This is a genomic window from Brevibacillus sp. Leaf182 (assembly GCF_001423865.2).
Lineage (GTDB): Bacteria > Bacillota > Bacilli > Brevibacillales > Brevibacillaceae > Brevibacillus > Brevibacillus brevis_C.
In genome coordinates this window covers 392,740-419,454 of record NZ_LMPN02000023.1, presented here as the reverse complement: position 1 = coordinate 419,454, position 26,715 = coordinate 392,740, and the positions used below count along the sequence as shown (strand labels likewise).

At 46.4% G+C, this 26,715-nt stretch carries 27 protein-coding genes and 1 pseudogene; 12 read left to right on the top strand and 16 right to left on the bottom strand.

The window, feature by feature from the left end; translation table 11 throughout:
* Window positions 1–134 precede the first annotated feature (134 nt).
* Both ASG16_RS15400 and ASG16_RS15395 read left to right on the top strand, forming a co-directional pair.
* Window positions 135–965 carry an MBL fold metallo-hydrolase gene (locus ASG16_RS15400; RefSeq protein ID WP_056496503.1) on the top strand — a complete coding sequence of 277 codons (831 nt, stop codon included), beginning with the start codon at window positions 135–137 and terminating at the stop codon, window positions 963–965.
* Between the two features lie 37 nt (window positions 966–1,002).
* Window positions 1,003–1,863: an S-layer homology domain-containing protein gene (locus tag ASG16_RS15395; RefSeq protein ID WP_056496506.1), complete on the top strand. Its 861-nt coding sequence runs from the start codon at window positions 1,003–1,005 to the stop codon at window positions 1,861–1,863.
* A gap of 34 nt (window positions 1,864–1,897) precedes the next feature.
* Here the strand turns inward: ASG16_RS15395 and ASG16_RS15390 are convergent, their stop codons facing one another.
* Complete coding sequence (locus ASG16_RS15390; RefSeq protein ID WP_056496509.1) at window positions 1,898–2,608, bottom strand: YetF domain-containing protein; 711 nt, start codon at window positions 2,606–2,608, stop codon at window positions 1,898–1,900.
* 153 nt (window positions 2,609–2,761) lie between these two features.
* On the opposite strand from ASG16_RS15390, the gene ASG16_RS15385 reads away from it, so the two are divergent.
* Window positions 2,762–3,154 (top strand): VOC family protein, encoded by a 393-nt coding sequence (locus ASG16_RS15385; protein WP_056496512.1) that lies wholly within the window; start codon window positions 2,762–2,764, stop codon window positions 3,152–3,154.
* Window positions 3,155–3,195: 41 nt separating this feature from the next.
* Here ASG16_RS15385 and ASG16_RS15380 read toward each other — a convergent pair whose 3' ends face one another.
* Both ASG16_RS15380 and ASG16_RS15375 read right to left on the bottom strand, forming a co-directional pair.
* Window positions 3,196–4,716, bottom strand: coding sequence for a PH domain-containing protein (locus ASG16_RS15380; RefSeq protein WP_056496514.1), 1,521 nt, complete (start codon window positions 4,714–4,716; stop codon window positions 3,196–3,198).
* 2 nt (window positions 4,717–4,718) lie between these two features.
* Window positions 4,719–5,210: a PH domain-containing protein gene (locus ASG16_RS15375; RefSeq protein WP_048031805.1), complete on the bottom strand. Its 492-nt coding sequence runs from the start codon at window positions 5,208–5,210 to the stop codon at window positions 4,719–4,721.
* 307 nt (window positions 5,211–5,517) lie between these two features.
* On the opposite strand from ASG16_RS15375, the gene ahpC reads away from it, so the two are divergent.
* Together ahpC and ahpF are read left to right on the top strand one after the other, a co-directional pair.
* Window positions 5,518–6,081: an alkyl hydroperoxide reductase subunit C gene (gene ahpC, locus ASG16_RS15370; protein ID WP_056496515.1), complete on the top strand. Its 564-nt coding sequence runs from the start codon at window positions 5,518–5,520 to the stop codon at window positions 6,079–6,081.
* Window positions 6,082–6,094: 13 nt separating this feature from the next.
* Window positions 6,095–7,624: an alkyl hydroperoxide reductase subunit F gene (gene ahpF, locus ASG16_RS15365; RefSeq protein WP_056496516.1), complete on the top strand. Its 1,530-nt coding sequence runs from the start codon at window positions 6,095–6,097 to the stop codon at window positions 7,622–7,624.
* A 48-nt stretch (window positions 7,625–7,672) separates the two neighbouring features.
* Here ahpF and ASG16_RS15360 read toward each other — a convergent pair whose 3' ends face one another.
* Together ASG16_RS15360 and ASG16_RS15355 are read right to left on the bottom strand one after the other, a co-directional pair.
* Window positions 7,673–8,503 carry a prohibitin family protein gene (locus ASG16_RS15360; protein ID WP_056496517.1) on the bottom strand — a complete coding sequence of 277 codons (831 nt, stop codon included), beginning with the start codon at window positions 8,501–8,503 and terminating at the stop codon, window positions 7,673–7,675.
* A gap of 86 nt (window positions 8,504–8,589) precedes the next feature.
* Window positions 8,590–8,805 carry a hypothetical protein gene (locus tag ASG16_RS15355; RefSeq protein ID WP_007727516.1) on the bottom strand — a complete coding sequence of 72 codons (216 nt, stop codon included), beginning with the start codon at window positions 8,803–8,805 and terminating at the stop codon, window positions 8,590–8,592.
* Between the two features lie 283 nt (window positions 8,806–9,088).
* Here ASG16_RS15355 and ASG16_RS15350 point away from each other — a divergent pair, with 283 nt between their 5' ends.
* The 3 genes from ASG16_RS15350 to ASG16_RS15340 all read left to right on the top strand — a co-directional run bounded on the left by ASG16_RS15350 (window position 9,089) and on the right by ASG16_RS15340 (window position 10,931).
* Window positions 9,089–9,355, top strand: coding sequence for a CD3324 family protein (locus ASG16_RS15350; protein WP_056496518.1), 267 nt, complete (start codon window positions 9,089–9,091; stop codon window positions 9,353–9,355).
* A gap of 83 nt (window positions 9,356–9,438) precedes the next feature.
* A complete protein-coding gene (locus ASG16_RS15345; protein WP_056496519.1) occupies window positions 9,439–10,197 on the top strand; it encodes an MBL fold metallo-hydrolase in 759 nt (252 codons plus the stop codon).
* Window positions 10,194–10,931: a class I SAM-dependent methyltransferase gene (locus ASG16_RS15340; protein ID WP_056496521.1), complete on the top strand. Its 738-nt coding sequence runs from the start codon at window positions 10,194–10,196 to the stop codon at window positions 10,929–10,931. The genes ASG16_RS15345 and ASG16_RS15340 overlap by 4 nt, the downstream gene beginning before the upstream one ends.
* Before the next feature lie 55 nt (window positions 10,932–10,986).
* On the opposite strand, the gene ASG16_RS15335 is transcribed toward ASG16_RS15340, so the two are convergent.
* Window positions 10,987–12,828, bottom strand: coding sequence for an ABC transporter ATP-binding protein (locus ASG16_RS15335; protein ID WP_056496522.1), 1,842 nt, complete (start codon window positions 12,826–12,828; stop codon window positions 10,987–10,989).
* A 1-nt stretch (window position 12,829) separates the two neighbouring features.
* Entirely contained in the window at window positions 12,830–14,560 is a 1,731-nt protein-coding gene (locus tag ASG16_RS15330) for an ABC transporter ATP-binding protein (protein WP_056496526.1), read from the bottom strand.
* A gap of 158 nt (window positions 14,561–14,718) precedes the next feature.
* Between ASG16_RS15330 and ASG16_RS15325 the strand changes: the two genes are divergently transcribed.
* Window positions 14,719–15,099 carry a VOC family protein gene (locus ASG16_RS15325; RefSeq protein ID WP_056496529.1) on the top strand — a complete coding sequence of 127 codons (381 nt, stop codon included), beginning with the start codon at window positions 14,719–14,721 and terminating at the stop codon, window positions 15,097–15,099.
* An 83-nt stretch (window positions 15,100–15,182) separates the two neighbouring features.
* Here the strand turns inward: ASG16_RS15325 and ASG16_RS15320 are convergent, their stop codons facing one another.
* From ASG16_RS15320 to ASG16_RS15310, 3 genes are all read right to left on the bottom strand, one after another.
* Entirely contained in the window at window positions 15,183–15,599 is a 417-nt protein-coding gene (locus tag ASG16_RS15320) for a VOC family protein (RefSeq protein ID WP_016741012.1), read from the bottom strand.
* An 80-nt stretch (window positions 15,600–15,679) separates the two neighbouring features.
* The gene (locus tag ASG16_RS15315; protein WP_056496532.1) at window positions 15,680–16,984 is read right to left on the bottom strand and encodes an FtsW/RodA/SpoVE family cell cycle protein; all 1,305 of its coding nucleotides are present in this window, start codon (window positions 16,982–16,984) and stop codon (window positions 15,680–15,682) included.
* Window positions 16,981–17,313: a PadR family transcriptional regulator gene (locus ASG16_RS15310; protein WP_056496534.1), complete on the bottom strand. Its 333-nt coding sequence runs from the start codon at window positions 17,311–17,313 to the stop codon at window positions 16,981–16,983. The genes ASG16_RS15315 and ASG16_RS15310 overlap by 4 nt, the downstream gene beginning before the upstream one ends.
* Window positions 17,314–17,480: 167 nt before the next feature.
* On the opposite strand from ASG16_RS15310, the gene ASG16_RS15305 reads away from it, so the two are divergent.
* Both ASG16_RS15305 and ASG16_RS15300 read left to right on the top strand, forming a co-directional pair.
* The gene (locus ASG16_RS15305; protein ID WP_056496536.1) at window positions 17,481–18,740 is read left to right on the top strand and encodes a hypothetical protein; all 1,260 of its coding nucleotides are present in this window, start codon (window positions 17,481–17,483) and stop codon (window positions 18,738–18,740) included.
* 51 nt (window positions 18,741–18,791) lie between these two features.
* The gene (locus ASG16_RS15300; RefSeq protein ID WP_056496538.1) at window positions 18,792–19,274 is read left to right on the top strand and encodes a GyrI-like domain-containing protein; all 483 of its coding nucleotides are present in this window, start codon (window positions 18,792–18,794) and stop codon (window positions 19,272–19,274) included.
* Between the two features lie 600 nt (window positions 19,275–19,874).
* On the opposite strand, the gene ASG16_RS30915 is transcribed toward ASG16_RS15300, so the two are convergent.
* Window positions 19,875–20,063 (bottom strand): hypothetical protein, encoded by a 189-nt coding sequence (locus ASG16_RS30915; RefSeq protein ID WP_056496541.1) that lies wholly within the window; start codon window positions 20,061–20,063, stop codon window positions 19,875–19,877.
* A gap of 55 nt (window positions 20,064–20,118) precedes the next feature.
* Window positions 20,119–20,496: pseudogene (locus tag ASG16_RS15295) on the bottom strand (RNA polymerase sigma factor); the annotation flags it as partial.
* A 259-nt stretch (window positions 20,497–20,755) separates the two neighbouring features.
* Here ASG16_RS15295 and ASG16_RS15290 point away from each other — a divergent pair.
* Entirely contained in the window at window positions 20,756–21,694 is a 939-nt protein-coding gene (locus ASG16_RS15290; protein WP_056496546.1) for an ABC transporter substrate-binding protein, read from the top strand.
* Window positions 21,695–23,028: 1,334 nt separating this feature from the next.
* On the opposite strand, the gene ASG16_RS15285 is transcribed toward ASG16_RS15290, so the two are convergent.
* The 4 genes from ASG16_RS15285 to ASG16_RS15270 all read right to left on the bottom strand — a co-directional run bounded on the left by ASG16_RS15285 (window position 23,029) and on the right by ASG16_RS15270 (window position 26,480).
* Window positions 23,029–23,748 carry a YebC/PmpR family DNA-binding transcriptional regulator gene (locus ASG16_RS15285; RefSeq protein WP_056496547.1) on the bottom strand — a complete coding sequence of 240 codons (720 nt, stop codon included), beginning with the start codon at window positions 23,746–23,748 and terminating at the stop codon, window positions 23,029–23,031.
* Window positions 23,749–23,908: 160 nt separating this feature from the next.
* Window positions 23,909–24,862, bottom strand: coding sequence for a metal ABC transporter substrate-binding protein (locus ASG16_RS15280; protein WP_056496549.1), 954 nt, complete (start codon window positions 24,860–24,862; stop codon window positions 23,909–23,911).
* 14 nt (window positions 24,863–24,876) lie between these two features.
* Window positions 24,877–25,737 (bottom strand): metal ABC transporter permease, encoded by an 861-nt coding sequence (locus ASG16_RS15275; protein WP_056496552.1) that lies wholly within the window; start codon window positions 25,735–25,737, stop codon window positions 24,877–24,879.
* Complete coding sequence (locus ASG16_RS15270; RefSeq protein WP_048031785.1) at window positions 25,737–26,480, bottom strand: metal ABC transporter ATP-binding protein; 744 nt, start codon at window positions 26,478–26,480, stop codon at window positions 25,737–25,739. Before ASG16_RS15270 ends, ASG16_RS15275 begins: the two co-directional genes overlap by 1 nt.
* Between the last annotated feature and the right edge of the window lie 235 nt (window positions 26,481–26,715).

The following is a 26,715-nucleotide window of genomic DNA, read 5'->3' as shown; positions in this document are numbered from 1 at the left end:
TCACCTCATACGAGCAATCATCCCTATTCATCATACATGATACAGGGATGAAGGATGAGTGTGGATCGCAAAGAAAAATGACTGAATAATCATTCAATAGTATAATGATTCCATCACGATGGGAGGTGTGCGGCATGATTCACATTCATCATCAGGAAGACGTGGCATGTCTGGAAGGGATTGTTCGAGTAGGGGATTGGGAATCAGGGATTTATGTCTATGTGACGGATGGCATGCTGGTTGATACTGGCCCGAAAGTACTCGAGCAAGCTCTCGTTCACAGGTTTCAGGAAGCCTCGTTTGATTCGGTCGTACTGACGCACAGCCATGAAGACCATGTCGGTACCGCCTCGTGGATTGCCCAGCACAAGCAGGTCCCTCTTTTCATTCACGAAAAAGGGGTGGACATTTGCTCGCAAAAAGCACAATATCCTTTCTACCGTAAGCTTACTTGGGGGATTCGCGATCCGTTTCTGGCCCAACCTTTGGGTGACGTCCATCACTCTCGCTCCATCGAATGGAAAGTTCTTGATACCCCCGGCCATGCCCATGACCATATAGCCTTATTGGATGAAAGGACCGGTCGCTTGTTCTGTGGTGATCTTTTTATGGGTGTGAAAACGAAGGTCATATTACGAGAAGAATCGATCCCCACCTTGATGAATTCCCTTCGTAAGGTCCTCGCGTGTGACTTCCAGTCGATCTTTTGCGCCCATTCCGGATATCATCCAGACGGGAAAACACGCTTGCAACAAAAGCTGGAGTATTTGGAGAATCTGTCTGGGGAAATCCTGCATTTCCATAGCAAAGGGCTTTCTCCCCATGCAATTAACAAGCAACTGTTTACCTCTAAACCGCCGATCATTACGGCTTCATCTGGCGAGTTTGACTCGTTGCATATCGTCACATCTGTTCTTGCAGAACACCTTCCTTTTCCAACACCGGATAGTATACTGGAAGGATAATCCTTACCATTTTCATAGAAAAAAGAGAGGAGAACATATGAAAGTCATCACGGTATTACTTGCACTCATTCTGGGGTTATCCGGTATTTATCCTACGATTACACATGCTGCACCGAAATTTCATGATGTCGATCCGAAGAAATACGGCTGGGCCATGAATTCGATCTCCTTCATGGTAGATAAGGGGGTTGTTAGCGGTTATCCTGACGGACGCTTTCAGCCTGAAAGATTGGTAGACAAAGCAGAATTGACCGTCATGATCTATCGCCTGTTTGATCGTTACAGACCGTATAAAGCTAACCAAAAGACAGATTACAGCGACTATCGCATCGAGCGATTTGCCGACGTGCCCAAAAATCACTGGGCGTACACAGAGATCAGCTCGATCGTCACAAGAGACTGGTGGAACGCTGTCCACTATTCTTCCAACGGCTACTTTTTTTACCCAGACACGAAACTAAATCGAATTGGTGCGGCAAACATCCTGCCCGTCTTTATGTTAGAAAACCAAGACATTCCAGCGGCAGAGGTCTTACAAATCCTTTCTGGCATGCGGGATATTCCCATCATCTTGAATCAGTATTCGCTTGACCCAAATTCGCCTGAAGCTTTTTTCAAGCAGGATGGTCGGTACAACGAAGCTGGGAGAGACCAAACGAACATCCTGTATCCGCTTCTCTTTGGCCAAAATGGCGATGAAATATTGTTTACGGATGACTACAGCGGAATCCTCGGAACCAATCTCGCCCTCTTGCAAAAAACAGGGATCATGACTGCATGGAACGGCAAGTTCGAGGGTGGAGACATGCTGACTCGTGCAGAAGCTGTCACTATTTTGCACAGATTTTATACCTATTTGAAGCAATCAGGAACACTCAGCCAATACTCGAGCAAATGAAAAACCTCCATCACGGAGGTTTTTTTGCGAATCCTTATTCTTTGTCGATCGGATTGCTGATATGGTCATCATACGGATCAAAGTAAATTTGTCCATTGGAGCTAATTACCGCGTAATTCACTTCTGCGACACTTAAGCCTTTTTTGCCCACCTGTGAGAGTAGCCACTCAATGGTTAAGCTATGTTGGCGTAAATTGCCCTGGATGATTTGCCCATCCATGATCAATTCAATCGGGAATGTCTGTCTCTTCCCCGTTTTCAGGTGCAAATCCCCACGAGTGACAGGTAAAAACTGCGGTTTTCTTAGAACGGATATCTCCCCATTCAACTCCAGCACTGCATATTGAACTTCTTCGATATTAAAAATGTTTCTTTCCCTCAGCTCTTGATTCAGCGTATCCAAAGACAGCTTTAGCTTGCCCATGTTATCTTCCAGAATTCTTCCATCCTGGATAATCACCGTCGGTTGACCCGAAAACCATTTTCGCATTTTCCGGTTTTTCAGAGAAAGGATCATGAGCAAATAGGCGATGCCACTGAAAGTGAGTAACGTCACGATCATATGCGATATTTTGATCATGTTGTTAAAAGCAAGATTTGCTGTCAGCGCCCCCAAAGTAATCGCCGCGACAAAGTCATGATACGTCATTTGCGCAATCGTCTGCTTGCCCAACATCCTTGTAATGATCATCATGATCGCAAAAGCCAGTACTGCTCTCGCAATCATTTCCACAATAGATTCCATGCTCCACCCCGGGATGACGAAATTTGCACCATAGCCCAATTATAGCCATGTTCATCATTGGAAAACCTATCATGACTACTTGGGCATACAGACTTTTTCTTCAAATTCTTCTACAATAGAAAAAATCAGACCTGTAGAAAGGAATGAAGTGATATGGCGATCAAAAAACTGGAGCATGTGGGATTAATGGTAAAAGATTTGGAGGCCTCGATTGCCTTTTACACCGAAGTGATTGGGATGGAGCTAAAAGGCAAGCTCGCTCATTCCAACGGAGTCATTACCCTTGCTTTGCTTGGATTTCCGGGCAGCACAGAGACAGAGCTGGAGCTCATTCACGGATATAACGATTCTCTGCCGATAGAGGGCAAGGTCCACCACCTGGCGTTTGCTGTGGACAACCTCGAAGCTGAAATCGACCGTTTGAAGCAACTACCTGTATCCTTTATCGATCAGGAAATAACCACATTGCCGAACGGCTCGCGTTATATGTTCTTCAAAGGTCCGGATGGGGAATGGCTGGAGCTGTTTGAAAGCACAAGAACGTAGAGGGAAAAGATTCGCCTTTTCCTTCTACGTCCCTTCTTCTTCTATTCTACTTTGATCTCTTTTCTACGTCCCATATACCACTGATAAAACCCATCCGCCAACTCTAACGGCACATCTGTCACCCCTTTATGACTCACTGGTTTGGCGCGATTGACCGTTTTGATCGAAGCAAGCCCTAGCCGTTTTTGCAAGATGCCTCTTTTGACATTGACCTCAATAATCTTTTCTCGTTTGGAGACAAATAGCGTCGTAGTTAGGCTCCCTGTTTGGAACTGAATAAAGTGATCATTCAAGGTGTATCGGGTGTTGTAGAATTCAATGACTTCAAAGGCCAGGATGATCAGTGTCAACGCAATGGATATGACCCACCACGCTTGCTCCCACCCCCACATATTCGGCTTGAAATAAGAAAGCGCACCTGTGCCAATGATCCAAATCCAGCTCGATCTGACCAAGCGAACCCATAACGATTTTTGGGGGAGACTCGTCATTTCTTCCGTCACTTCATACGCAGGCAATATTTCTGAGATCATTTCATACGCACGTTTTACCGGTAAAAATGGATAGAGCGAGCTGACATCCTGCTTATCTTTATCCGAATCACTATCCCCGCCGACAACCGTCAGCTTGACTTCAGCGAGACCCAGCATGCGCTTTAACAAGGATTGTTTGATTTTAATCGCTTGCACTCTCTCTTTTGCGATCGAAAAAGCTGTTTCTTCGATGACTCCTTTGGCAATGTAAATCCGCTCATGATCCGACGAAATCTCGTATTTTCCATAACGAATATAGGTCGTAACCATGCCGAATACGATGGATAGGACGAGTAGTCCAACGGCTGTCAGCGTGATCCATATCCACGAACTTGTAATCAGCGAATAAATACCTACTACCTGCTCCTCCACGTCGATATATTCGGTGAGCTTGAAATACGCCCATATCAGTAGCGTAATCATCCCGAGAAAGCTGAGAGAAGTGAAGGAAGCCTTGATAATCTCTTTTTTCGTTGGCGTAAAGTGAATGATTCGCTCAGGAGTGGCATACGGCGTACCGATTTCCCCCGAAGAGGTCGCGTCTCCTTCTTTCCCTTCGGCTTCAGCTTCAGGCTCTTTTTCTAAACGCATTTCCTGTTTCGTGTAAGCCTCCAGTCGATCTGCTTCATTCAGAGAAATCACCGCGAATTCCACTCTAGAATCATCGCCAACCACCCCTGTCTCAAATCGGATAGAGGTCACTTTAAAAATCCGGTGCAGCAACGTCGTATGTCGATTGACGTTTTGGATTTTGGCAAAGGGAATGGTCTGCTTTGTCTTCGTAAAAATCCCTGCGTATAGATGGAAAGCCGTTTCATCCAGCCTATACTTGTACGAGACCCATTTCAAAAGCAGATAGACCAGCATCCCTCCTACATAGAAGTAAAAAACAATTCTCCCGTATGTAATGAATGCGTTTGTCGAGTCATAATTGAACACAAACAAAATCAACGTAGGAAAAAACAGATGCTTTACTTGGATGATGAGATCAAAAAGGATAGTTAGTGGATGGTATCGTTTTGCTTCCATCGCTACTCCACTTCCTTTAATTTGGCGTATTGTGCAATCTGTTCTCTTAATTGAGCAGCGACATCCCCCGGCAATCCTGGAATTTCGTGCGAGGAGCCCATTGTTTTTATCGAGATGGTGTACAGTCCATATTTTCGTAAAATCGGTCCTTGTTTCGTTGAGACTGCTTGGATTTTCGTCATGGGGACAAGGAAATGTCTCTCTGTGATCACCCCGAATTTCATTTGCAGGAAATCTTCATCGATATCATACCGCCAGCTTTTGTATAAAAAATACGGCTCGACAAAAGACCAAATCGTCGCGATCACACCGATAACGAGCAATCCGTGCAAACTCCATCCGATCCATTCCTTCCAGGCAAAACGATTATCTAGATAATAAAGAACGGCCAAAATCACAAGCCCGATCACAACCGTAATCCCCTCGGTAATAAGCTGTACCTTGAACGCGTCCTTGGACAAGCATTTTTGCGGTGCGCTAATGGGAGATGGCATATCATCACTCCTGTATGTTTATTCCGCTGTCAATTCGCTCTTTATTTCATACGTAAAACAATCCACTCGGTTTCTACGCACGAATGGTCAATTTTTCGCACAGCAAACGAATACTCTGATGCCGTTCGAATCATACTAAATAATGGTTAAAACGTCTTGTAAAAATTATCACATTATAATCATTATAAAAAACTTGACTTACTGAATCATTTATTAAATAATAATCATTGTAAATTATATTCAAGCATGCCTCGTTACGCATGTCCTGAATATGTAAATACAAAAAACATATAAAGGAGCTAACACTATGTCACTCATCGGAACTGAAGTATTGCCTTTTAAAGCACAAGCATTCCAAAAAGGTAAATTCCTCGAAGTAACTGAAGCAAACTTCAAAGGTCAATGGAGCGTAGTTTGCTTCTACCCAGCAGACTTTACTTTCGTTTGCCCTACTGAACTCGAAGATCTGCAAAACCAATATGCAACTTTGAAAGAACTCGGTGTGGAAGTATACTCCGTTTCTACAGATACTCACTTCACTCATAAAGCATGGCACTCCAGCTCTGAAGCAATCGGTAAAGTAGAATACATCATGATCGGCGATCCTTCCCATGTGATCTCCCGCAACTTCGACGTATTGATCGAAGCTGAAGGTCTGGCAGATCGCGGTACATTCATCATCGACCCAGACGGTGTCATCCAAGCTGTTGAGATTACTGCAGGTGGCATTGGCCGTGATGCAAGTGCTCTGATCAACAAAATCAAAGCAGCACAATACGTTCGCAACAATCCAGGTGAAGTTTGCCCAGCAAAATGGCAAGAAGGCGGCAAAACACTGAAACCAAGCCTTGATCTCGTAGGCAAAATTTAAGGTGTGATAGATAATGGCCCTTGACCAAGAAATCAAAGCGCAACTAGAACAATATCTCGAGCTCTTGGAAGGCGATATTGTACTCAAAGTCAGTGCAGGCACCGATGAGGCATCTTCTGAGATGCTTGCACTGGTTGATGAGTTAGCCAGCATGTCGTTGAAGATCAGTGTGGAGAAGGCAGAACTAACTCGCACACCTAGCTTTAGCGTAAACCGTGTCGGTGAAGATACTGGCGTCGTTTTTGCTGGTACTCCACTGGGTCACGAATTTACTTCCTTAGTATTGGCTCTCTTGCAAGTTAGCGGAAGAGCTCCAAAGGTTGAGCAAAGTGTCATTGATCAAATCAAAGACCTTCGTGGTGAATATAAGTTCGAATCTTACATCAGCTTGAGTTGCCACAATTGTCCAGATGTTGTCCAAGCTCTGAACTTGATGAGTATCTTCAATCCTGGTATTACTCATACAATGATTGATGGTGCCGTATTCAAGGACGAGGTAGAGAGCAAAAACGTGATGGCTGTGCCAAGCGTTTTCCTCAATGGTGAATTTTTCGAAAGCGGCCGTATGACTGTGGAAGAAATTCTTGCCAAGCTGGGTTCTGCTCCGGACGCATCTGAGTTTGACAATAAAGACCCTTATGATGTGCTTGTTGTCGGCGGTGGCCCAGCAGGTGCTAGTGCGGCGATTTATGCAGCACGCAAAGGGATTCGTACTGGTCTCGTTGCTGAACGTCTTGGCGGTCAAGTCAATGACACATTGGGCATTGAGAACTTCATCAGTGTGAAATACATTGAAGGTCCTCAGCTCGCAGCCAACTTGGAAAAGCAAGTGAAAGAGTATGGCATTGATGTCATGAAGCTGCAACGCGCCAAGCGTTTAGAGAAGAAGGATCTCATCGAAGTTGAACTCGAAAACGGAGCTGTTCTGAAGAGTAAGACAGTCATCTTGTCGACAGGTGCTCGTTGGCGGAATCTGGGTGTACCAGGTGAAGCAGAGTTCAAGAACAAGGGTGTAGCTTATTGCCCTCACTGCGATGGTCCTTTGTTCATCGGCAAAGATGTCGCAGTTGTTGGCGGCGGTAATTCAGGTGTGGAAGCAGCGATTGATCTCGCAGGTATTGTGAAGCATGTAACCGTTCTGGAATTCTCGCCAGAGCTGAAAGCTGATGCGGTATTGCAAGATCGTCTTTACAGTCTGCCGAATGTCACTGTACTCAAAAACGTTCAAACCAAAGAAATTACGGGTACCGATAAAGTAAACGGCATTTCTTACATCGAACGTGAGACAGGTGAAACCAAGCACATTGAATTGCAAGGTGTGTTTGTACAGATCGGTCTGGTACCGAATACAGATTGGTTGGGCGACACGATTGAGCGCACTCGCTTTGGTGAGATCGTGGTAGACAGCCATGGTTCTACAAACATCCCTGGTGTTTTTGCAGCCGGTGATTGCACGAACAGTGCTTATAAACAGATCATCATTTCGATGGGATCTGGTGCTACTGCGGCTTTGGGAGCTTTCGATTATCTCATCCGCAACTAAGAACAAAGCCACTCCTCTTCAAGGGAGTGGCTTTGTTTATTTATTCCGTTATGGGGTACCCACATTGATAAACGGAGTAGCTCCACCCGTTACGTTCGGCAGCTTTCCATCCCATTTGCGGATCGCTTCGAGTTGGGCCTCGATCTGTCTGAGCTGAATCAGCTCTGGCGTAACCTCTTGCTTTTGCAGCCGCAGTGCTTGTGCCTGTGCTTCTGCTCTCGTGATTTCTTGCTCTTTCTCGATCTTGATCCGCTCCAGATCCAGCTTCGATTTGAGCGCTTGCTGCTCGGCCACCTGCTTGGATTCAATGGCGCGGTTGAATTCATCACTGAAGGTAAACTCGCGAATATTGATTTCGTCGAGAATAATGTTATAATTTGACAGCTTTTTATGCAGGACTTCTTTTACCTTTTGGCTGACCTCGGAACGCTTGGATACCAGTTCTTCTGCTGTGTATTGAGCGGTCACGGCTTTAAATGATTCGGCAATGGCAGGATCAACAATTCGGCTATTGTACTCCAATCCCACTTGCTGATACAGTTTATTGACATTTTCTGCATCCAAATGATGGTTAACAGCAATCGTCGTAGATACGGTTTGCAGGTCACGTGAAGCGGATGTCTGGCTCATTTCTGATTTTTGTACCCGCACTTCCATCGGTACCACGGTTTGGATGAACGGAATTTTAAAATGCATACCCTCTTGCAGCACTTTTGGCTGTACCGCTCCCAGTTGCAGCACAACTCCACTATGCCCAGCGGAAATAATCGTAAAAGATTGCGTGCCAAGCAAGACCAACGCTACCAGTATCACAATCGTGGCGATCAGCTTTCCTCCTGCTTGAAAGGGACTCATTTTTACAACATTTTTGTCGCTCATACTCGTCCTCCCTCTATCTATACATGCTCTTTCATTTATACGAGGGAGTGGGGTATAAGTTTCAAGAAATTTATGAAAAATACATGTCAGGAGCGCTCTGCTTTCGAAGCTTCCAAAAGGACATGCGCCATGCGCTCTGCCTCTATTTTGCATAGCTCAAATTCGACTTCACCAGATACATGCGAAATCAATTGGATGACTTCCTCACACCCGTGATTGCATATTAAAAACTGTCCCCAGCGCACTTCCGAACGTGGTACCTTGCGAGCGGAAAAGCCGCTTTGAAAACCGCCAAGACTCATTTTTTCTCATCTCCATCCCAAAAACAATCTACGCATCCCTCTCATCTTACCCTTTCTTTCGTAATCAAGGAAAAGATGTTTATTGAAGGAACTCCCCTTTCTCACTACTATAGAGACAAGAAGGGAGATGATTCATATGCTAGACCCTTGTGTACGAAGAGCTGAATGCGGCTCTGAGCAAAGAGTTCCTTTCTCTTGGTTCAGAGCCTTCCCAATATTTAGTTGAGGATCTCTTTGCTCATCTATATACGCCCATCACGCTATATAGACAGGAGCAAAGCACATGAAATACAAAAATGCACAAGACCTACTGCCAGACGAACTGCTGCGCCAAATTCAGCATTATGTACAAGGAAGTTACTTGTACATCCCGATCCACCACGAAAACAAACGACAATGGGGCGCCTCCACAGACACAAAGCAATGGCTGAGTGAGCGCAATCAAGCGATTTGGCAGGCATATCGCGAAGGGGCTTCTGTTAAAATGCTCGCCGAGAAACATTACTTGACCGAACACAGTATTCGGCGCATTATTCGTGGACATAAATGAGACAGAGAAAAGGTCGACCGTGTGTCTGTTCCCTAATTGCGTTACACTCCTTTTTAAGATCAGTCAGTCAGGAGGGACAACGTATGAACCAGATTCACTTTCTCGCCATTTCGTTTATGTACAATGGATCTGCACAGGTCATTACCCCGGTGCTGCTGAAGGATGAACATGAAATGATCCTTGTCGACTGTGGTTATCCAGATTTTTTGCTACTGCTTCAGGAGGCCGCACACCAGCAACAGCTTACGCTCGACGACCTTACGAAGGTCATTGTGACACATCACGATATGGATCACATCGGATCTTTGGCAGCGTTAAAAAGAAGCTATCCACACCTCGAAATCATCGCCTTCGAATCCGAAGCACCATACATCGCCGGACAAAAAACTTCTTTGCGATTGGAGCAGGCGCAAGCAACACTGGACCATCTGTCGTCGGGTGAAAAACAGCATGCTAAGGAATTTATTCGCTTTTTGCAGTCCATCGAGCCCACTGCGGTTGATCGAACCGTAACGAATCACGAACTCCTTCCTTGGTGTGGTGGCATCGAGATCATTCACACACCTGGACATATGCCGGGACATATTTCGTTGTATGTGATCGCAAGCAAAACGCTGATTGCCGGAGATGCTGTTGTAATCGAAGACGGTAGACTCGACATCGCCAATCCGTCCTATACGCTGGATATGCAGGAAGCGATTCGCTCTGTCCGCCTCTTGCTCGATTATGACATCGAGCAAGTAATTTGCTATCACGGTGGATTGTTTCAGGGGGACGTCAAACAAGCGCTGCGGGAACTAATCCAAGCCTACGACCCGACCCAGGAGGTGTTGAACGGATGAAACAGAACAAATACGATGAGCAAGGTTTTTTCATCAAATACAGTCAAATGGCTCGTTCGGTTGAGGGACTGAACGCCGCGGGAGAATGGCACGCGTTTCGGGAGCTACTGCCTTCCCTTCGCGAGAAAAAAGTGCTCGATCTAGGCTGTGGCTTCGGCTGGCACTGCCGATATGCGCGTGAGCAACAGGCCCGCTCCGTTGTGGGTGTGGACCTTTCCGAAAAAATGCTGGCTCGTGCCAGAGAGACGACAACGGATCCCGCCATCGAGTATCTCCGCCTTCCGATAGAAGACATTAATTTTGCTTCAGAGGAATTCGACGTCGTCATCAGCTCCTTGGCCATCCATTATGTGGAGCGCTTTGACTTGCTTTGCCAACGTGTTTATCACTGTCTTGCTCCTGGAGGTTCCTTCGTTTTCTCCGTGGAGCATCCCGTCTTCACTGCTCTGGCTGAACAGGACTGGCATTACGGACCCAGGGGCGAACGCTTGCACTGGCCAGTGGACAACTATCAGCAGGAAGGCATCCGGCAAACCACCTTTCTGGATCATGAAGTCGTCAAGTATCACCGAACGTTTTCGAGCTATATGAACGATCTCCTTGCTGCCGGATTTCACCTAACAAAAGTCGCTGAACCTGGTCCTCCTGAAGAAATGCTGGATATACCCGGGATGCGAGACGAAGTCCGTCGGCCGATCTTTTTGTTGATCGCCGCCAGAAAGCAAGCATCCTAACCGAAAAAAGCACCCCGTCCTCCACGTCATTTCCGTGTTTGAACGGGGTGCTCTGTTATTCCCCAGCAGCCTCCAGATTTTTAAACTGGTTGTAAAACAATTGATAATAGGTACCTTGCTGCTCGATAAGTTCATCGTGGCTGCCTTTCTCCACAATCTCTCCCCGATCCACGACCATAATCGTGTCGGCATCCCGAATGGTATTAAGCCTGTGTGCAATCACAAAGCTCGTACGCCCCTCCATAATAGTGAGGAGCGCATCCTGGATATTCAGCTCTGTCCGTGTGTCGATGCTGCTTGTCGCCTCATCAAGTATGAGCAGCGAGGGCTTGGCGAGAATGACACGGGCAATTGCCAAAAGCTGGCGTTGTCCCTGACTCAGGTTGCCCCCATTTTCCGTCAGCATCGTATCATAACGCATCGGGAGCCGATTGATGAACACGTCCGCATTCGCCATTTTCGCAGCGGTTACTACCTCCGTATCTGTCGCATCTGGCTTGCCGTACATAATATTTTCCTTGATGGTACCGGAAAACAGGTACGTATCCTGCAAAACAAAGCCAAAGCTGCGCCGCAAGCTATCTCGAGAATACTCCCGAATGTCTTTTCCGTCCAAAAAGATCGTTCCTGAGGTCACATCGTAAAACCGCGTGAGCAAATTCACGATGGTGGTCTTGCCTGCACCTGTCGGACCGACTAACGCGATGGTGCTCCCTGCCTGTGCTTCGAAGCTGATATTTTTCAAAATCGGTTGATCTGGACGATAGCCGAAGCTGACCTGATCAAAAACAACATGGCCCTTTGGCTGTGCAAGCACAGTGGCAACCGGAGAATCCAACGGCTCCTCTTGTTCATCCAATACTTCAAATACACGCTCCGCCCCAGCAACACCGGATTGAAGCACATTGAAAATGTTCGCAAGGTCGTTCAGCGGACGGACAAACTGGCGGGAATAACTGAGAAAGCTCGCAATCACACCTACTGTGATCCATCCTTTTACAGCGAGAACGCCTCCGACAATCGCCACCATGGCAAAGCCGAGGTTGTTAATAACGTTCATAATCGGCATGAGAAAGCCAGTCCAGACCTGTGCCTTCATCCCGATCTTGCAGAGCCGGTCATTGATCGTCGTAAAGTCCTCAATGGCCTTCTGCTCATAATTGAAGGCCTGCACCACCTGAATGCCTGAAATCGTCTCTTCAATGTGCCCGTTCAGCTTGCCCAGCTCCATCTGCTGATTTTTGAACAGGACGCTCGTTCTTTTGGCAATCGTGCGTGTAAGCAGGAACACAAGCGGCACTGTGATCAGGCATGCGAGTGTCAGGATCGGAGACAAGACGAGCATCATCACCAGCGAACCGAGGAGCACGATCCCTCCTGACATCAATTGCGTTGTGGATTGAGAAATGGAGTTGCTGACGTTGTCGATATCATTCGTGAGCCTGCTCATTAACTCTCCGTGCGTTCGCGAATCGAAATAAGCAATCGGCAGCTTTTGCAGCTTGTCAAAAAGGGCTTGTCTCAGATTCGTGACGATCCGTTGCGAGATGCCTGCCATTAACCAGCTTTGCAAAAACGTCAGTGCCCCATCCAAGATGTAAGAGCCGAGCAAGGCAAGAATGATGATAGACAAAAAGCTAAGAGCTTCCTCGCCACCTGTCATCGCATCAATCGACTTTCCGATCAAATAAGGCGCAGACAGCATGAGTAGTGCATCGACAAAAACAATGACAAATACAATAGGCAGCAGCTTTTTTTCTTTGCCAAAAGCTTCCCAGAGCCTTTTTAGCGTACCCGAAAAATTCTTGGGCTTACTCACTGGACCTCTGGCAGCACCATGTCCAAACCCTCGGCCAGGTCTTGGTGAAAAGACCGGTTGTTGCTTCTGTTGACTCACCTTACTTCACCTCCCGGCCGATTTGTGACTGAAGGATTTCCTGATAGACCTGGCAAGAGGTCATCAGTTCGTCATGCGTACCGCTGCCAGCGACTTCTCCATTGTCGAGTACGATGATTTTATCCGCATCCATGACGGAGGTGATTCTCTGTGCGATCAAGATGCAGGTAAGCCCAGACGCATAGGCTCGAAGCGCATCCTTAATCTTCCCTTCTGTCGCCACATCTACCGCGCTTGTACTGTCATCGAGAATGAGGATTTCCGGCTTTTTCACCAAGGCTCTGGCTATGGAAATACGCTGCTTCTGTCCTCCAGAGAAGTTGATTCCTCCCTGCCCTACGCGTGTCTCATAGCCTTCAGGAGCGGTGGAGATGAACTCGTGAGCCTGCGCCATACGTGCTGCTTGCTTGACCTCCTCGTGGGTCGCCTCTGCCTTGCCCCAACGAATGTTTTCCATCACCGTACCTGTAAACAGCATTGTTTTTTGCGGTACAATCGCCATTTTTTCACGCAATCTCTTCGGTTCGATGTCTCGTACATCGATGCCATCTACCCGAATCGTGCCTTCCGTTACATCATAAAACCGTGGAATCAAGCCTACCAAACTGCTTTTTCCAGAGCCTGTCGACCCGATAATCCCGACTGTCTCCCCAGGCAGACAAGTAAACGAAATCTGCTTGAGTACTTGCTGACCGCCTTCTCCATCATACGAGAAGCTGACCTCTTCGAAGTCGATGCGCCCCTTTTGGCCTAAAAACTCGTGAGGTTGTTCCTCTTTCCAGCTCATTTGGTTTTCCTCAGCAAATACTTCCCCGATGCGTCCGGCCGATGCTTTGGCCCGCACGAACATGTTAAATACCAGGGAAATCATCATGAGTGAAAACAAAATCTGCGTCATGTAGTTCGTAAACGCGATGATATGACCGACCTCGATGCTTCCCTGTTCTACGCCAAGCCCCCCAAGCCAGAGGACCGCGACAATTCCGAGGTTCATCGTCAGCATAATCGCTGGACTGAAGATAGACATTACCCGCGTAGCCGATACGGATTTGGATTGCAGCTCTTCGTTTGCCCGTGTAAACTTGCCACGTTCAAAACCAAAGCGATTGAATGCCTTAACAACTCGTACGCCAGATAAATACTCGCGCATCGCACCGTTCACCCTGTCGAGTGCTTGCTGTACCTTCAGGAAGAACGGAAAACCGATTTTCATATTCAAGAAAATAAACAGACCCACAACGGGCACGACAATTGCGAGAATCACAGCCAAATCCACGTTCAATTGGGTTGCCATAAACAATCCGCCAATACACATCAACGGCGCTTTGACGAATATTCGCATCATGCCGTTTACAAACATCTGCACTTGATTGACGTCATTGGTCAGACGTGTCACGAGCGAGGCTCTGTCGAACTTGTTCAAGTTTTCAAAGGATAAGGACTGCACTTTTGCAAACAAATCTGCGCGCAACTGTGCACCGAAATTTTGCGAGACGTATGTGGCCAGCACATTGCGGATCGATGCCGCGACTGCCCCCAACGCCGTAACGAGCAGCATCAGCCCGCCTGTCTTGAGCACGTAGTCCATATCCCGTTTTGCTACACCCGTATCGATAATGTGCGACAGGATCGTCGGCTGCAAAAGATCACATACCGCCTCCAAAGCCAGAAAAAACATGGATATCCCGGCGACTACGCCGTATTTTTTTATGTATGTTGTGTAGAAGCGCATCCGTTCACCCCATCTGTGTTCTTACGTAAAAGATAACGCTTAGCTAGCGAAATGTCACGAGAGATTGTCAAAGGGAAAGTGTGGGGCTTACAGGTTTTTCCTACCATCTTCGTCGAAATGATAGGCGATAGATTTTTCGTCGAATGGGAGATGAAATGATGGTTCAATCACTGTTAAAAGGCATGGAAGGGGTTTTTATACCTGTGACGGACCCGCGTGCCTCTGCAAAATGGTATGAAGAAAAGCTTGGGTGCAGACCTTTGTTTGTAGAAGAGGAAGCGGTCACCATGCGGATTTCCGATGAATCAAGCACCGTGATCTGTCTCGTCCGCGTAGAGAACCATCAGCCTATGACATTTCCGGAAAATCATTTTGGTGTCGACAAATACTATAATTTTCTTCCCGCAAACATTGAAGCGGCACACCAACTATTAACAGAACGTGGAGTACGAGTAACCCCGATTGATGGATTTGGGTCTACGAAGGTGCTGACGTTTTTTGACCCAGACGGGAATCCGCTTGGGATGTGCCAGTATTGAATTGAAATTGACAAAAAGGGCAAAAAGCTGGAATCCCTTTTTCGATCCCCTGCTTTTTGCCCTCATTTCGTATTATATTTCTTTTATTCCTGTGGAACAGCGCCTTGATCCATATGCAAGAACTCCCACAGATGGCCATCCAAATCTTGAAAGCTCCAGCCGTACATGAAGCCATGGTCAACCGGGTCTTTCGATGGAGTTGCGCCCGCAGCAAATGCTTTGTTTACGATCTCATCGACTTGCGCTCTGCTGTCAGCCGACAACGCGACAATAACCTCGGTGCTTCTGGTTGCATCCGTCAGCTCTTTTTTTGTAAACGTTTGGAAAAACTCTTCAACGAGCAGCATGGCAAAAATGTTTTCGCCGATCACCATGCATGCTGCATTTTGGTCCGTAAATTGCGGGTTAAATTCATAGCCGATTGCCGTGAAAAAGTCTATGGATTTGTTGAGGTCCTTCACTGGTAAATTGACGAAAATTTGTTTGGATTGCAAAGCCATCTGTACTTCCTCCTCGGGTTTGTTTTTCCTTGATGTCTATATCCTAGCATTACCGATTACCCGAGGCTTCTTATGGATTGCTATTTTACCATGTAGGTATGTGGCTTTCCTATTGAGTTTCTATGCCGATGGACGCTCAGAACGAGACCGAGGGCAGCGAAATGAGCCAAAGCAGTTCCTATTCTGCTATAGCTGAGAAAAGGAATTTCAAGATCCGCGGCTGGCAACATGCCTGTTGACATCAGCAGTGGCCATAAGAAGTACACGGAGAACAAAGGAACGATACTGACAATGAGATGCTTGCCGTACAGCTCGTCCACTTCCTTGGCAATCCGAGCCAGTCTCATCATAAACAGGGTAACGAACAACAAGATCACGAGTCCCGCAATCCAACCGTAGCTATGGATTAAATACGTGAACTTGAAATCTGAGTCTATTCGAGGGAATTGTAAAGGCGTACCGAAGCCCTTTCCCCAAAAACCTGCCGAGCGAATCGTATCCATCGCTAGGAGATAATAATAACCGCCTCCTTCAGGATCTTTCATCGGTTGCATCCAGTCCAACAAGTTATCAAAAGTGTGGAAATCCAATAACAAGGTAGCTACATAAGCACCAACAGACGTGATGTAAAGGGGGAGCTTTTCTTTCTTAACTGTCTTCGTGTACATCAAGAGTACAACAAAACCAAATAAGTAAAGCTTAAGATTCAAATACTGTTGCGTCAGCAGCAAACATATAGTGGGCAGCAAAACAAACACAATCAGCTTAGAAGCAGTGCTCCGGAAGCGCCACGCCCTCGTAAGTAGCATACCTGCGACGCTTACAAGAAACAAATACATGGAAATCGTACCGAAATCAGGAATTCCAAAACGATAGATAGGCACAATCACCCTTCCGTAAACGGAATATTCATACCAAAAAGCAAAAAGAAAAACGCCTACAGTCAGCACGTATACATGCGATGAATATGCCAATAGCTTGCGATAATCTGTAAAAGCCACCACAAGCATCACTCCGATACCCAATAGAGCGGAAAGCCAATACTTGTCCAGCTTTTCCTCAAAGAAATTGACCGGAGTTCCATACATCGTAAACAGACCAACAGCCAGAAAAGCCACCACATACACTAGAAGTCTCCACTCCACTCTGGGCTTATAAATCCGATGCAATTGCTTCCCAACCGCAGCAGCATCCCCCATTTGCAAAATGGCTTGCCTCACCGCTTCTTCCTCTTCCACGCCCTCGTCCATCTGCTCATCCATCAAATCAAGCAGGTGACTTTCCAGCTCATCCCGAATTCTGCGATGCATTTCCGTTGCCCGCACATGGCGACATACTTGATCGAGATAGTCGGCAATCAATGGATGTGTACTCGTCTGCTTCATGCTCTTTCCTCTCCTAGCACCCGATCAATCCCATCGCGGAACGTATGCCACTCGAGCTTTTTCTCCTTCAATTGCCCGCGACCTTCTGCCGTAATCCGATAGTATTTACGCTTCCTTCCATCCTTCTCATCCCAGTACGCTTCCACATAACGCTCCGCTTCGAGCGCATGCAGGATTGGATACAACGTCCCTTCTTTTAGCGTAAATAGACCATTTGACTCTTTCTCGATGGCTTTGGCGATCTCGTACCCGTACATTTCCTTTCGATCCAGCATCGTCAAGATCAGGATCACGGTACTGCCCTTTAAAAGCTCCTTATTGATTTTCATAGTGCCTCCCGATTTAACTCTGTATACCTAGATAAACAATACATCATAAATCTATGTATACAATTCTATCATCCAAATCTTGTAAGATCAACACATACGTGACATTCATCTTTCGAGAAGCGTCTACCTTCTACATACAAAAATGGAAAGAGAAAGTGATTCCACCTATGAAAAAGACCAACTACGTCAACATTCTGTTAGCTCTGAGCCTTACTCTATCAGTTGTTCCTTCTGTCGCACATTCCGAAAATGCCATCCGTTCAGACAGACCGGAAACGACAGTACTCAAGTACGTTCCGACAGAAAAAGAGATTCAGGTACCACCTGGACTAACGGAACCATTTTTCGTACCATTTGCAGGCTCGAGTCCGAATGATCCCTATTACAAAGAGTTCAAGCAGAAATGGTTCCCTCATTTTGCCCTTGTTTCTCCTACCGGGAAAGTAATCGATCAGCAGGAAGCGTTATTATATCCAGGCTACATCAGTCCATTGCAAAACGGGTATGGCTTTTTTCATATTATTACCCACTTTGGTAACAGCTCGTTTATTATTTTCGATCAACAAGGCAACACACAGGAATTAACCACCTATAACGATTACTTCACGCAAATAGACGGAGAGTGGTTTTTGTATTCTCCCACAAGCTATACCTCTTATCTGTACAATGCTCGCACGAAAATATCCAAGCAGATCACAGATGAGGAACTATTTCCAATCTCGAGTGAGCATACGGGAGAAAAAACTTTCGATATTCATCACTACCCTTTTGTCAAACGTAACGTAAAGGATGGCATGGTTTTATCCTACAAATTTGGTTTAAAAGATATGAATAGCAAAATACACGCAAAGCCGTTCTTTGATGAGTACATGGGATACAGCGAAGGATTGCATCGCGTGAAAATAAATGGCATGACCCATTTTATTACGCACGAAGGAAAAGTCGTGTTGAAGCCATCCCGAAATTACAAGGTGGAATCCAACATCCATTCGGGAGTTTTTATCATTTCCGGGAAAAAGGACAACGAAGAATTTTACTTATTGATGAATAAAAAAGGGACATTCGCTTCGAAAAAGTATGCCTTTCTGAAAGAGACGAGTGACGGACAGTTTATTGCGGTGTCGAAAACAAAGGACGGGTATTTCTTCCAGAAAATCAATGCGATGGACAAACCGACCACGACTCTGCCTTACAAGCTGGATAAACCAGAGCAACTCAAGCAATTGAAACAGACTGGCAAGCTTTTTCATACAGACACACAGATCATTGCAGACGTGGCGAACAAACAGCCATTCCCGTTTCCGCACAAGCTGCTCACGCCTCCTAGAAAGGAAACCGTTTCTATGGAATATACGGTAGGTGGCAAGAAATATATCGGTACGTTTACGCATGATGGGACGAAGATATATGCTAGAGAGTTGAAATAGCAGCTGGCTTAGCTCTGTTCCCTATTCTCCTACACGAAAGGATGTTGTTTCATGGAGCCATCCATTCTCACCCGCGAGGAAACACACGTAATTGGTATCACTTTTACGGCGAATGTGACAGAAGACTTGGGCAAAAAACTCTCCGCTACTACGACTGAAGCTTTGCGAGCTAGAAAAAGCGAGATTCAAAATCAGGTTGGTGATGGCGAATACCTGATCCAAATCTATCCTGACAAAGATGACTTCGATGCGGCGGTAGATCCTTTTACCACCCTAATTGGCGTCGAAGTTTCCAGCCTCGCCGATATTCCTGAAGGGATGGTCAGTCACACGATTCCTGCGGGGACATTTGCAAAAGTAACACACAAGGGACCTGAGACAAACTTGGGCGATACGTATAGTTTTCTTTACGGGTCTTGGCTCTGCGAGTCAGGATATGATTATGCCGGATTTGATTTTGAGTATTGGGACGAGCGCTACAAGCCAGAGCAAGAAGACAATGAAATTGATATTTACGTTCCGCTCTTCAAATAAGAGAGATAGCGAAAAACCAGGGACAATTAGTTATCAAGACCTAAATTGAAAAAGACAGTAAAATAAATGGCGGACACATATTGTACATGTATAATATGTGTCCGCCATTCTATTAACAGTTCAACTATCGAACCCTATACTGTAATAAGGTTATGGGTCCTTTGGTTCGATAACCGGACCTGAAAGTGGGCATTGATGAGAATGCAGTAGGATATATCGCAAATGTTTCCGACAAATATTTAGGAGAATCTTACAAATCTCTTACGTATTTGTGTTGCGTCCTGTAATACAAAACGATTTTTCAACAGACAATTACTGGCATCGGTAAGGCTTTTTCCTACAGCAATTAATGAAGTGCATGGTTCGGCACTCCCTGAGATTTCGAATTGGGTGATCGTAAAATGGAGATCATGGTATATATTTACAGAATCTATTCCTGCTCTGCGACGACGTTTCCGACCTTTACATATAAATGCCGGAACAGACAGCATGCCATTTCCAATTCGTGTACTGATCATGCGATTTGGGTCAAATTTGTTGTGCTTCTTTTTGCGGAACTTTCCCCCACGTCCACACGAACATGACAACGTGATACACCTCCTATAATCGAATTTGATTATGGTGTATCGTATGCAATAACTTGTTCAACTGCTTGGGCAAGCATCCTGTGAGAATGTCTTGATAGGAATCTGAACGCCTTTGTTGAACATAACTGCCCGTTAGCGTAATGAATGGGCTATAGCCAGAAGCGATCACGACTGCTGTCATCCCCGCTTTCAATAGATTCATGAACAGCCGTCTCCTCTTGCCGACCCGAATTGTTTCTTATTCCAGCATATCTCGTTCATTTTGCCAATCCACTGTACAACTCCCCCTTCTTCGTATTCGACAGTTTGCCATGCAGCAACTTCAGTGCCCGGTGCATCGTCGTTTTCACATTTGATTCTGAACAACCCAGTATTTCGGCTGTCTCTTTGTCGCTGTACTCTTTAATGCCACGCAGAATGACAACCATGCGGTAATGCGGTGGCAGTACCTTAATCGCGGCAATCAATTCCTGCTCGTCCTCCCGGCTTTCCGCTTCCTGTGCCAGATTCCCTTCCGAGGCTGGCATCACGACAGACAGCCAGTCCCCTGACAACAGCTTTTGCCACTTGCGTTTTCGATAGTAATTCATCGCTGTATGCTTCGCGATCGCAAACAGCCATGTCTTCACGTCAGATCGCTCTTCAAATCATTCAAGCGATCGAATCACTCGCAAAAAAACCTCCTCCATTCTCTTGCTGTCGGCTGATCAACTACTTTTCTATAGCGAAAATTTTCTCGGATACCAATTAGTGTCTTGAGTAGGAAAAAGGTTACAGCAGAATGTTTGAAAATGTTCAGGAATGCAACAGCGACGGATGGATCGGGTAGCCTATAATTTACATGAGTCCTGCTACTTTCCTGATAACACAAGAAGTAAGAACGGAGTGACCTGTATGTATAAACGGCTATTAGCTATCCCGATTGTCGCTTTGCTCCTCGTCCTGTCAGCCTGCGGCAATGGTGGACAAACGGGCGATTCAGCGGCAGCGAAACCGACCAGATCGATCAATTACCTTGGCAACACTTATACAATTCCGGCCAGAACCAAAGATATTGTTTTCGTTGGCTTCCCTGCTTCGTATGAAGACTCTTTCTTGCTGGGAATCCCTCCCGTCGCAGCAACAATGGATAAAAACGGAAAGTTTCCTGCGGAATATCAAGCCATGATCAGAAATGCCAAGCATCTTCCTTATAACATTGCAGATAACCTAGGTGAGCTGGTTGCCCTCGAACCTGACGTCATCATGACAACTGACAAGACATCCAAGGAAGATTTGGCCAAATTACAAACGGCTGCATCCGTCATTCCCGTCTCAACGAACGGAGCTCATTGGCAAGAAAACTTGCGTCTGCTCGCTGATGTTCGTGGAAAAGATGCCAATTTGGATACTTTCGTAGGTAAAGTGAAGCAAAACGCACAGGAACTCCGCGACAAGCTCGCCCCACTTCCAGAAAAGAAAGTGCTGACGCTGTGGTTCCAAGAAGGCTCCTTCTACGCCTATCCAAAGGATGAACGGTACAATTACCTGTTATATACGGACCTGGCCCTGCCTGTCCCAGATGTCGTCGCGAATATAAAGGAGCGTACCGCACTCTCAATGGATGCTTTGGCGAAAGAAGATCCCCACTACTTGTTTGTGATGGTCAACAAAGAAGACCAGCCCGCTTTCAAGCAGTTGCAAGAGCAGCCTGCATGGAAAAACCTCAGCGCAGTCAAAGCGAATCAAATGTACATGAATGCAGTTGAACCGGGATTGGCTGGTGGCACGGCCTACAGCAACCAATCGTTTTTAAATGCGATTCGAAAACAGATGCTGAAGATGGGTGAATAAAAAGATGGGCTTTGCTCATACTATACTCATCGAGCTCGGTGGTGTGTTCTCAATCAGGCTGTAGTCCTTTACGGAGGCGATGTGCCATGGATGATTTACACGATCACCTAGTGAGTAAGGGAAACCGTACACTGCTTTAAGCTTCTAACTTCATACTGGAGGTAGATGCGTCGCACGTGATGATCGGTAACACCTCAAAACTAACGAGCTCGATATATGCCGTCTCCTTTATGGAGGCGGTTTTATTTTTTTACAACCCGTTTGATTAGCTGTCGTGGTGGGGAGGAAACAGGAGAAAACGCTCAGCTTCTTGTCCCACCCGCTGGGGGATTCACTGCCCGACTCCATGCAAAAAGCGAAACCGCGTCCAAAGTGGTCCTTTCAGGATGCCTTTTCAGAGGTGGACGCTTAAGGACGTGTTTCGCTTTTTGCATTCCGTCTCGGTCGGTGTACCAAAGATCTTCGCTTTTTTCTCCTGTTTCCTCTGCGAGCTTTCCATTTTAAACGGGTTTTAAAAGCCTTAAAAGTTGAAAGAATTTAATCAGTTACGCCAGAGAAGAATATTTCCAGACGTAGCGACTTGTGGAGTCCTACCGAGCGGAGAAGGGATTTGCGGGCAACAGAAACGCAACCGTGCCCGTGCTTCGAAGCGGCTACCACTTTTGCGTTTCGCCACGAATCCCTTCGGAGCAGACAGTCTTAGCCCTCAGCAGGACGGAGCCTGGAGCCTAGACTGGAAATATTCTTCTCTTCACCGCAGCCACATTTTAGAAACCTTTTGTAGTTGCTGTAATGGTGTGGAGGAAATAGGAGAAAACGCTCAGCTTCTTGTCCCACCCGCTGGGGGATTCACTGCCCGACTCCATGCAAAAAGCACGTCCAAAGTGGTCCTTTCAAGATGCCTTTTCAGAGGTGGACGCTTAAGAGAGTGTTTCGCTTTCTGCATTGGGCCTCGGTCGGTGTCCCAAAGATCTTCGCTGTTTTCTCCTGTTTCCTCTACGAGCTTCCGTGTTTACCGATCTTTTAACTACCTAAAAGATTGAAGAATGTGAGAAGTTCCGACAGAGAAGAATATTTCTAGACGTAGCGACTTGTGGAGTCCTACCCAGCGGAGAAGGGATTTGCGGGCAACAGAAACGCAACCGTGCCCGTGCTTCGAAGCGGCTACCACTTTTGCGTTTCCCCGCAAATCCCTTCGGAGCGAACAGTCTTATCCCTCAGCAGGACGGAGCCTGGAGCCTAGACTGGAAATATTCTTCTCTTCACCGCAGCCAATACGCAGCACATAAAAAAAGACCTCTGTCCTAAAACAAAGGTCTTCTCCATAGAAAACATTATTCACCTAAATCAACGTTATGATACACCTGCTGCACATCGTCCAAGTCTTCCAAAGCATCGATCAGCTTTTCGAATTGCGCTTGTACATCTTCAGTCAGCGTTACTTCGTTTTGTGGCAGCATAGTCAATTCAGCTACGGTAAACTCTGTGACGCCGCCGTTTTTGAGTGCTTCTTGTACAGCGTGGTACTGTTCGGCATCTGCGTAAACAATGACAGCACCGTCTTCTTCCAAAATGTCGCGCACGTCAACGTCCGCTTCCATCAAGATTTCCAATACTTCATCAGAGCTTTTGCCTTCCAAACCAAATACCGCTGTTGGATCAAACATGTAAGCAACCGAACCGGATACGCCCATGTTACCGCCGTTTTTGTTGAAAGCAGCACGCACTTCAGGAGCTGTGCGGTTTACATTGTTGGTCAGTGCATCCACGATGATCATGGAACCGTTTGGCCCGAAGCCTTCATAGCGCAGATCGCTAAAGGTTTCATCAGAGCCGCCCTTTGCTTTATCAATCGCGCGGTCGATAATCGCTTTCGGTACGCTGTACGTTTTAGCACGCTCCAGGACGACCTTCAGAGCACGGTTGGACTCTGGGTCCGGCTCGCCTTGCTTTGCCGCCACGTAAATTTCCTTCCCGAACTTCGCATAAATACGACTGGTGCTCGCGTCTTTAGAAGCTTTCTTCTCTTTAATATTATTCCACTTACGACCCATAATCCCACTCTCTTTCAATATGACAGATTAAATATGAATACTCCGGATTCCTTTTACACACTAGTCTATTATACCTCAATCTGATGAAAGATGTTAAGCAGTGGAAGAATTTAAAAGCACAGCCCTTGATTAGGAGAGCTGTGCTTTGCTTTTACGAACCTTATTTCTTGGTCAATCCTTCGTAAATCGTTTTGATATTCCATTCCATCATTTTGATGTACGTATCGCCATCTTCTCCCGGCTTTCCGAGAGAGTCCGTAAATACTTTCCCGACAATCGGTACACCCGTTTCATTCGATACCATCTCCATGCTGCGGGGATCGATACTCGTCTCTACGAACAGAGCCGGGATTTTTTTCGCTCGGATCGTATCGACCACCTGCGTGACCTGCTCTGGTGTTCCTTGGTTCTCCGAGTTGATTTCCCAAATGTATGCCGCTTCAAAATCGTACGCTTCGCTGAAATATTTGAACGCTCCCTCGCTCGTCACAAGCAAACGCTGGTCTTTCGGAATCTGGTTGTATTGTTTAACCGCTTCCTCGTGCAGAGCAGCTAGCTGTTCAATGTACTTCTTGGCGTTTTGCTCATACGTTTCCTTGTGCGCTGGGTCCACCTTGATCAGGGCATTTTTTGCATTCTCCGCATACTTGATCCCATTGCGTACATCCAACCAAGCGTGCGGGTCTTCTTCGCTCTCTTTGCCTTTGGTGGTCAAGTGCTTGGCCGCTACACCCTCACTGAGTCGGAATACAGGTGCATCTGGACCTGATTTACCTGCTGTGGTCATCAGTTTATCGAACCAGGAGTTACCTGCTTCCAAATTCAGTCCGTTGTAGAAAACCGCGTCTGCATCCGTCGTTTTTTGCACGTCAGCAGGCAATGGATCATATTCATGGGGATTGGAGCCAATCGGAGCAAGGCTGTGAATTTCCACCCGATCTCCCCCAACGTTTTTTACGATGTCATACAAGATGGAATACGTCGTGACCACTTGCAGCTTCTCGCTGTTGTCTTGTTTTGCTGGTGCGGGCTCGTTCGCACTTTGCGGAGCACCACACGCCGCCATTAATACGGTTGAGACTAGAAAAACAAAAAACAGATTCCACTTCTTCATGACGATATTCTCCTTTACTTTGAGAGCTCGACTCGTTTTTGGCGAGCTCGGATTGATTTCCATACCACCCCGTGTTTTCGGGAGAAGAGAAAGGCCAGGAAGAAGAACACAGTTGCAACCACGACAATCGTGGCACCAGAGGCCAAATTATAAGTAAAGCTAAAATAAAGACCGATAACCGAAGACAGCATCCCAAAACCGCCGGCCAAAAAGATCATGATCGACAAACGGTCCGTCAAAAGATAAGCGGTAGCAGCCGGTGTAATCAGCATGGCGACAACCAATACGATTCCTACGGTTTGCAAGGAAGCAACCGTTACCATCGTCAGCAATGTCATCAGCAAGTAGTGAATGAGGTTGTTACGCAAACCGTAGGCAGCCGCAATGGTCGGATCGAACGAAGTCAGTAACAGTTCTTTGAAAAAAGCGTAGACTGTCACGATGACGATGACCCCGATGCCAACCGTCACCCACATGTCTGACGAACGCACAGCCAATACATTCCCGAACAAAATGTGATATAGATCGGTACTGCTTTTCAGCATCGTAACCATAATGATCCCGATCGCAAAGGCCGACGTGAACAAAATTCCAATCGCCGTGTCGTTCTTGATGCGGCTATTTTGGCTCACGTAGCCAATTCCAACAGCGGTGAGTACACCCGTTAAAACAGCGCCCACGAAGAAATTGATTCCAAAAGCATAGGAGAGGGCCACCCCAGGCAAAACAGCATGTGAGATGGCATCCCCCATCAAGGACATTCCCCGCAAAATGATAAAGCTTCCTATGACGCCACAGATTAACCCAACCACTACTGATGTAAACAATGCTTTTTGCAAAAACTCATACTGTCCAATTGCCATCAAGAAATCCATTATGCAAGCACCTCGGTCTTTTCGAGAAATGGTAGCTGATAGGAATATGCTCTCGACATGACTTCTCGATTCAGCACTTCATCGACCGTACCGAACTTGATCAATTCTTTGTTCATTAGAAGAAGCTGATCAAAATACGCATATGCTTTGGACAAGTCATGATGGACGACGACAATCGTTTTGTCCTGAAATTGCAGCTCTTTCAAAATACGAATGATGGTGTCCTCGCTCGCCACATCAATCCCCACAAACGGCTCGTCCAGAAGTAGCAGCTCCGGTTTTTGCGCAAGTGCCCTTGCCAGGAAGACACGCTGTTGCTGCCCGCCGGAGAGCTCCCCAATCTGCCTGTCGCGAAAATCCTCCAGCCCCACTTTTCTCAGGCATTCCAGCGCCCACGCTTTTTCCTTTTTTTTCGGAAGTTTGAACAGTCCGACACTTGGATACGTACCGATCAGCACTGTATCCATGACCGTGATCGGAAACGTCCAATCAATCATGCTCCGCTGTGGTACATAGGCGATTTTCTTCCGGAATTCATTAGTCTCTTTCCCAAAAATCCGCACATTCCCCTTATCTCTCGGAATGAGGTCCAAGAGCGCTTTGATCAGGGTTGACTTCCCCGCCCCGTTTGGACCGATGATCCCAACCATGCTCCCTAGCTCAACATCAAACGAAACATCCCGAACAACTTCGTTCCCAAAGTAAGAGACATGCAGGTCCCTTACAGCGATAGCAGAATCCATGATTTTTTCCCTCCAAATAATAGCCCGTTATATGATCCCGCCCAAAAACCGATGGTGAAACGGGTAATTCCTCCTTGCACATATGCCCACACACAACAATGTAGTCTTGTACCAATAATATTAACCAGAACAAACTAATATGCATTCGTATAAAAAAGTTGCCCTAACGCAAAATTAAATGATTTCCATTCTCATGTCAATATATTCTTTTTTCTGAAATACAAAAAAAGTGCAG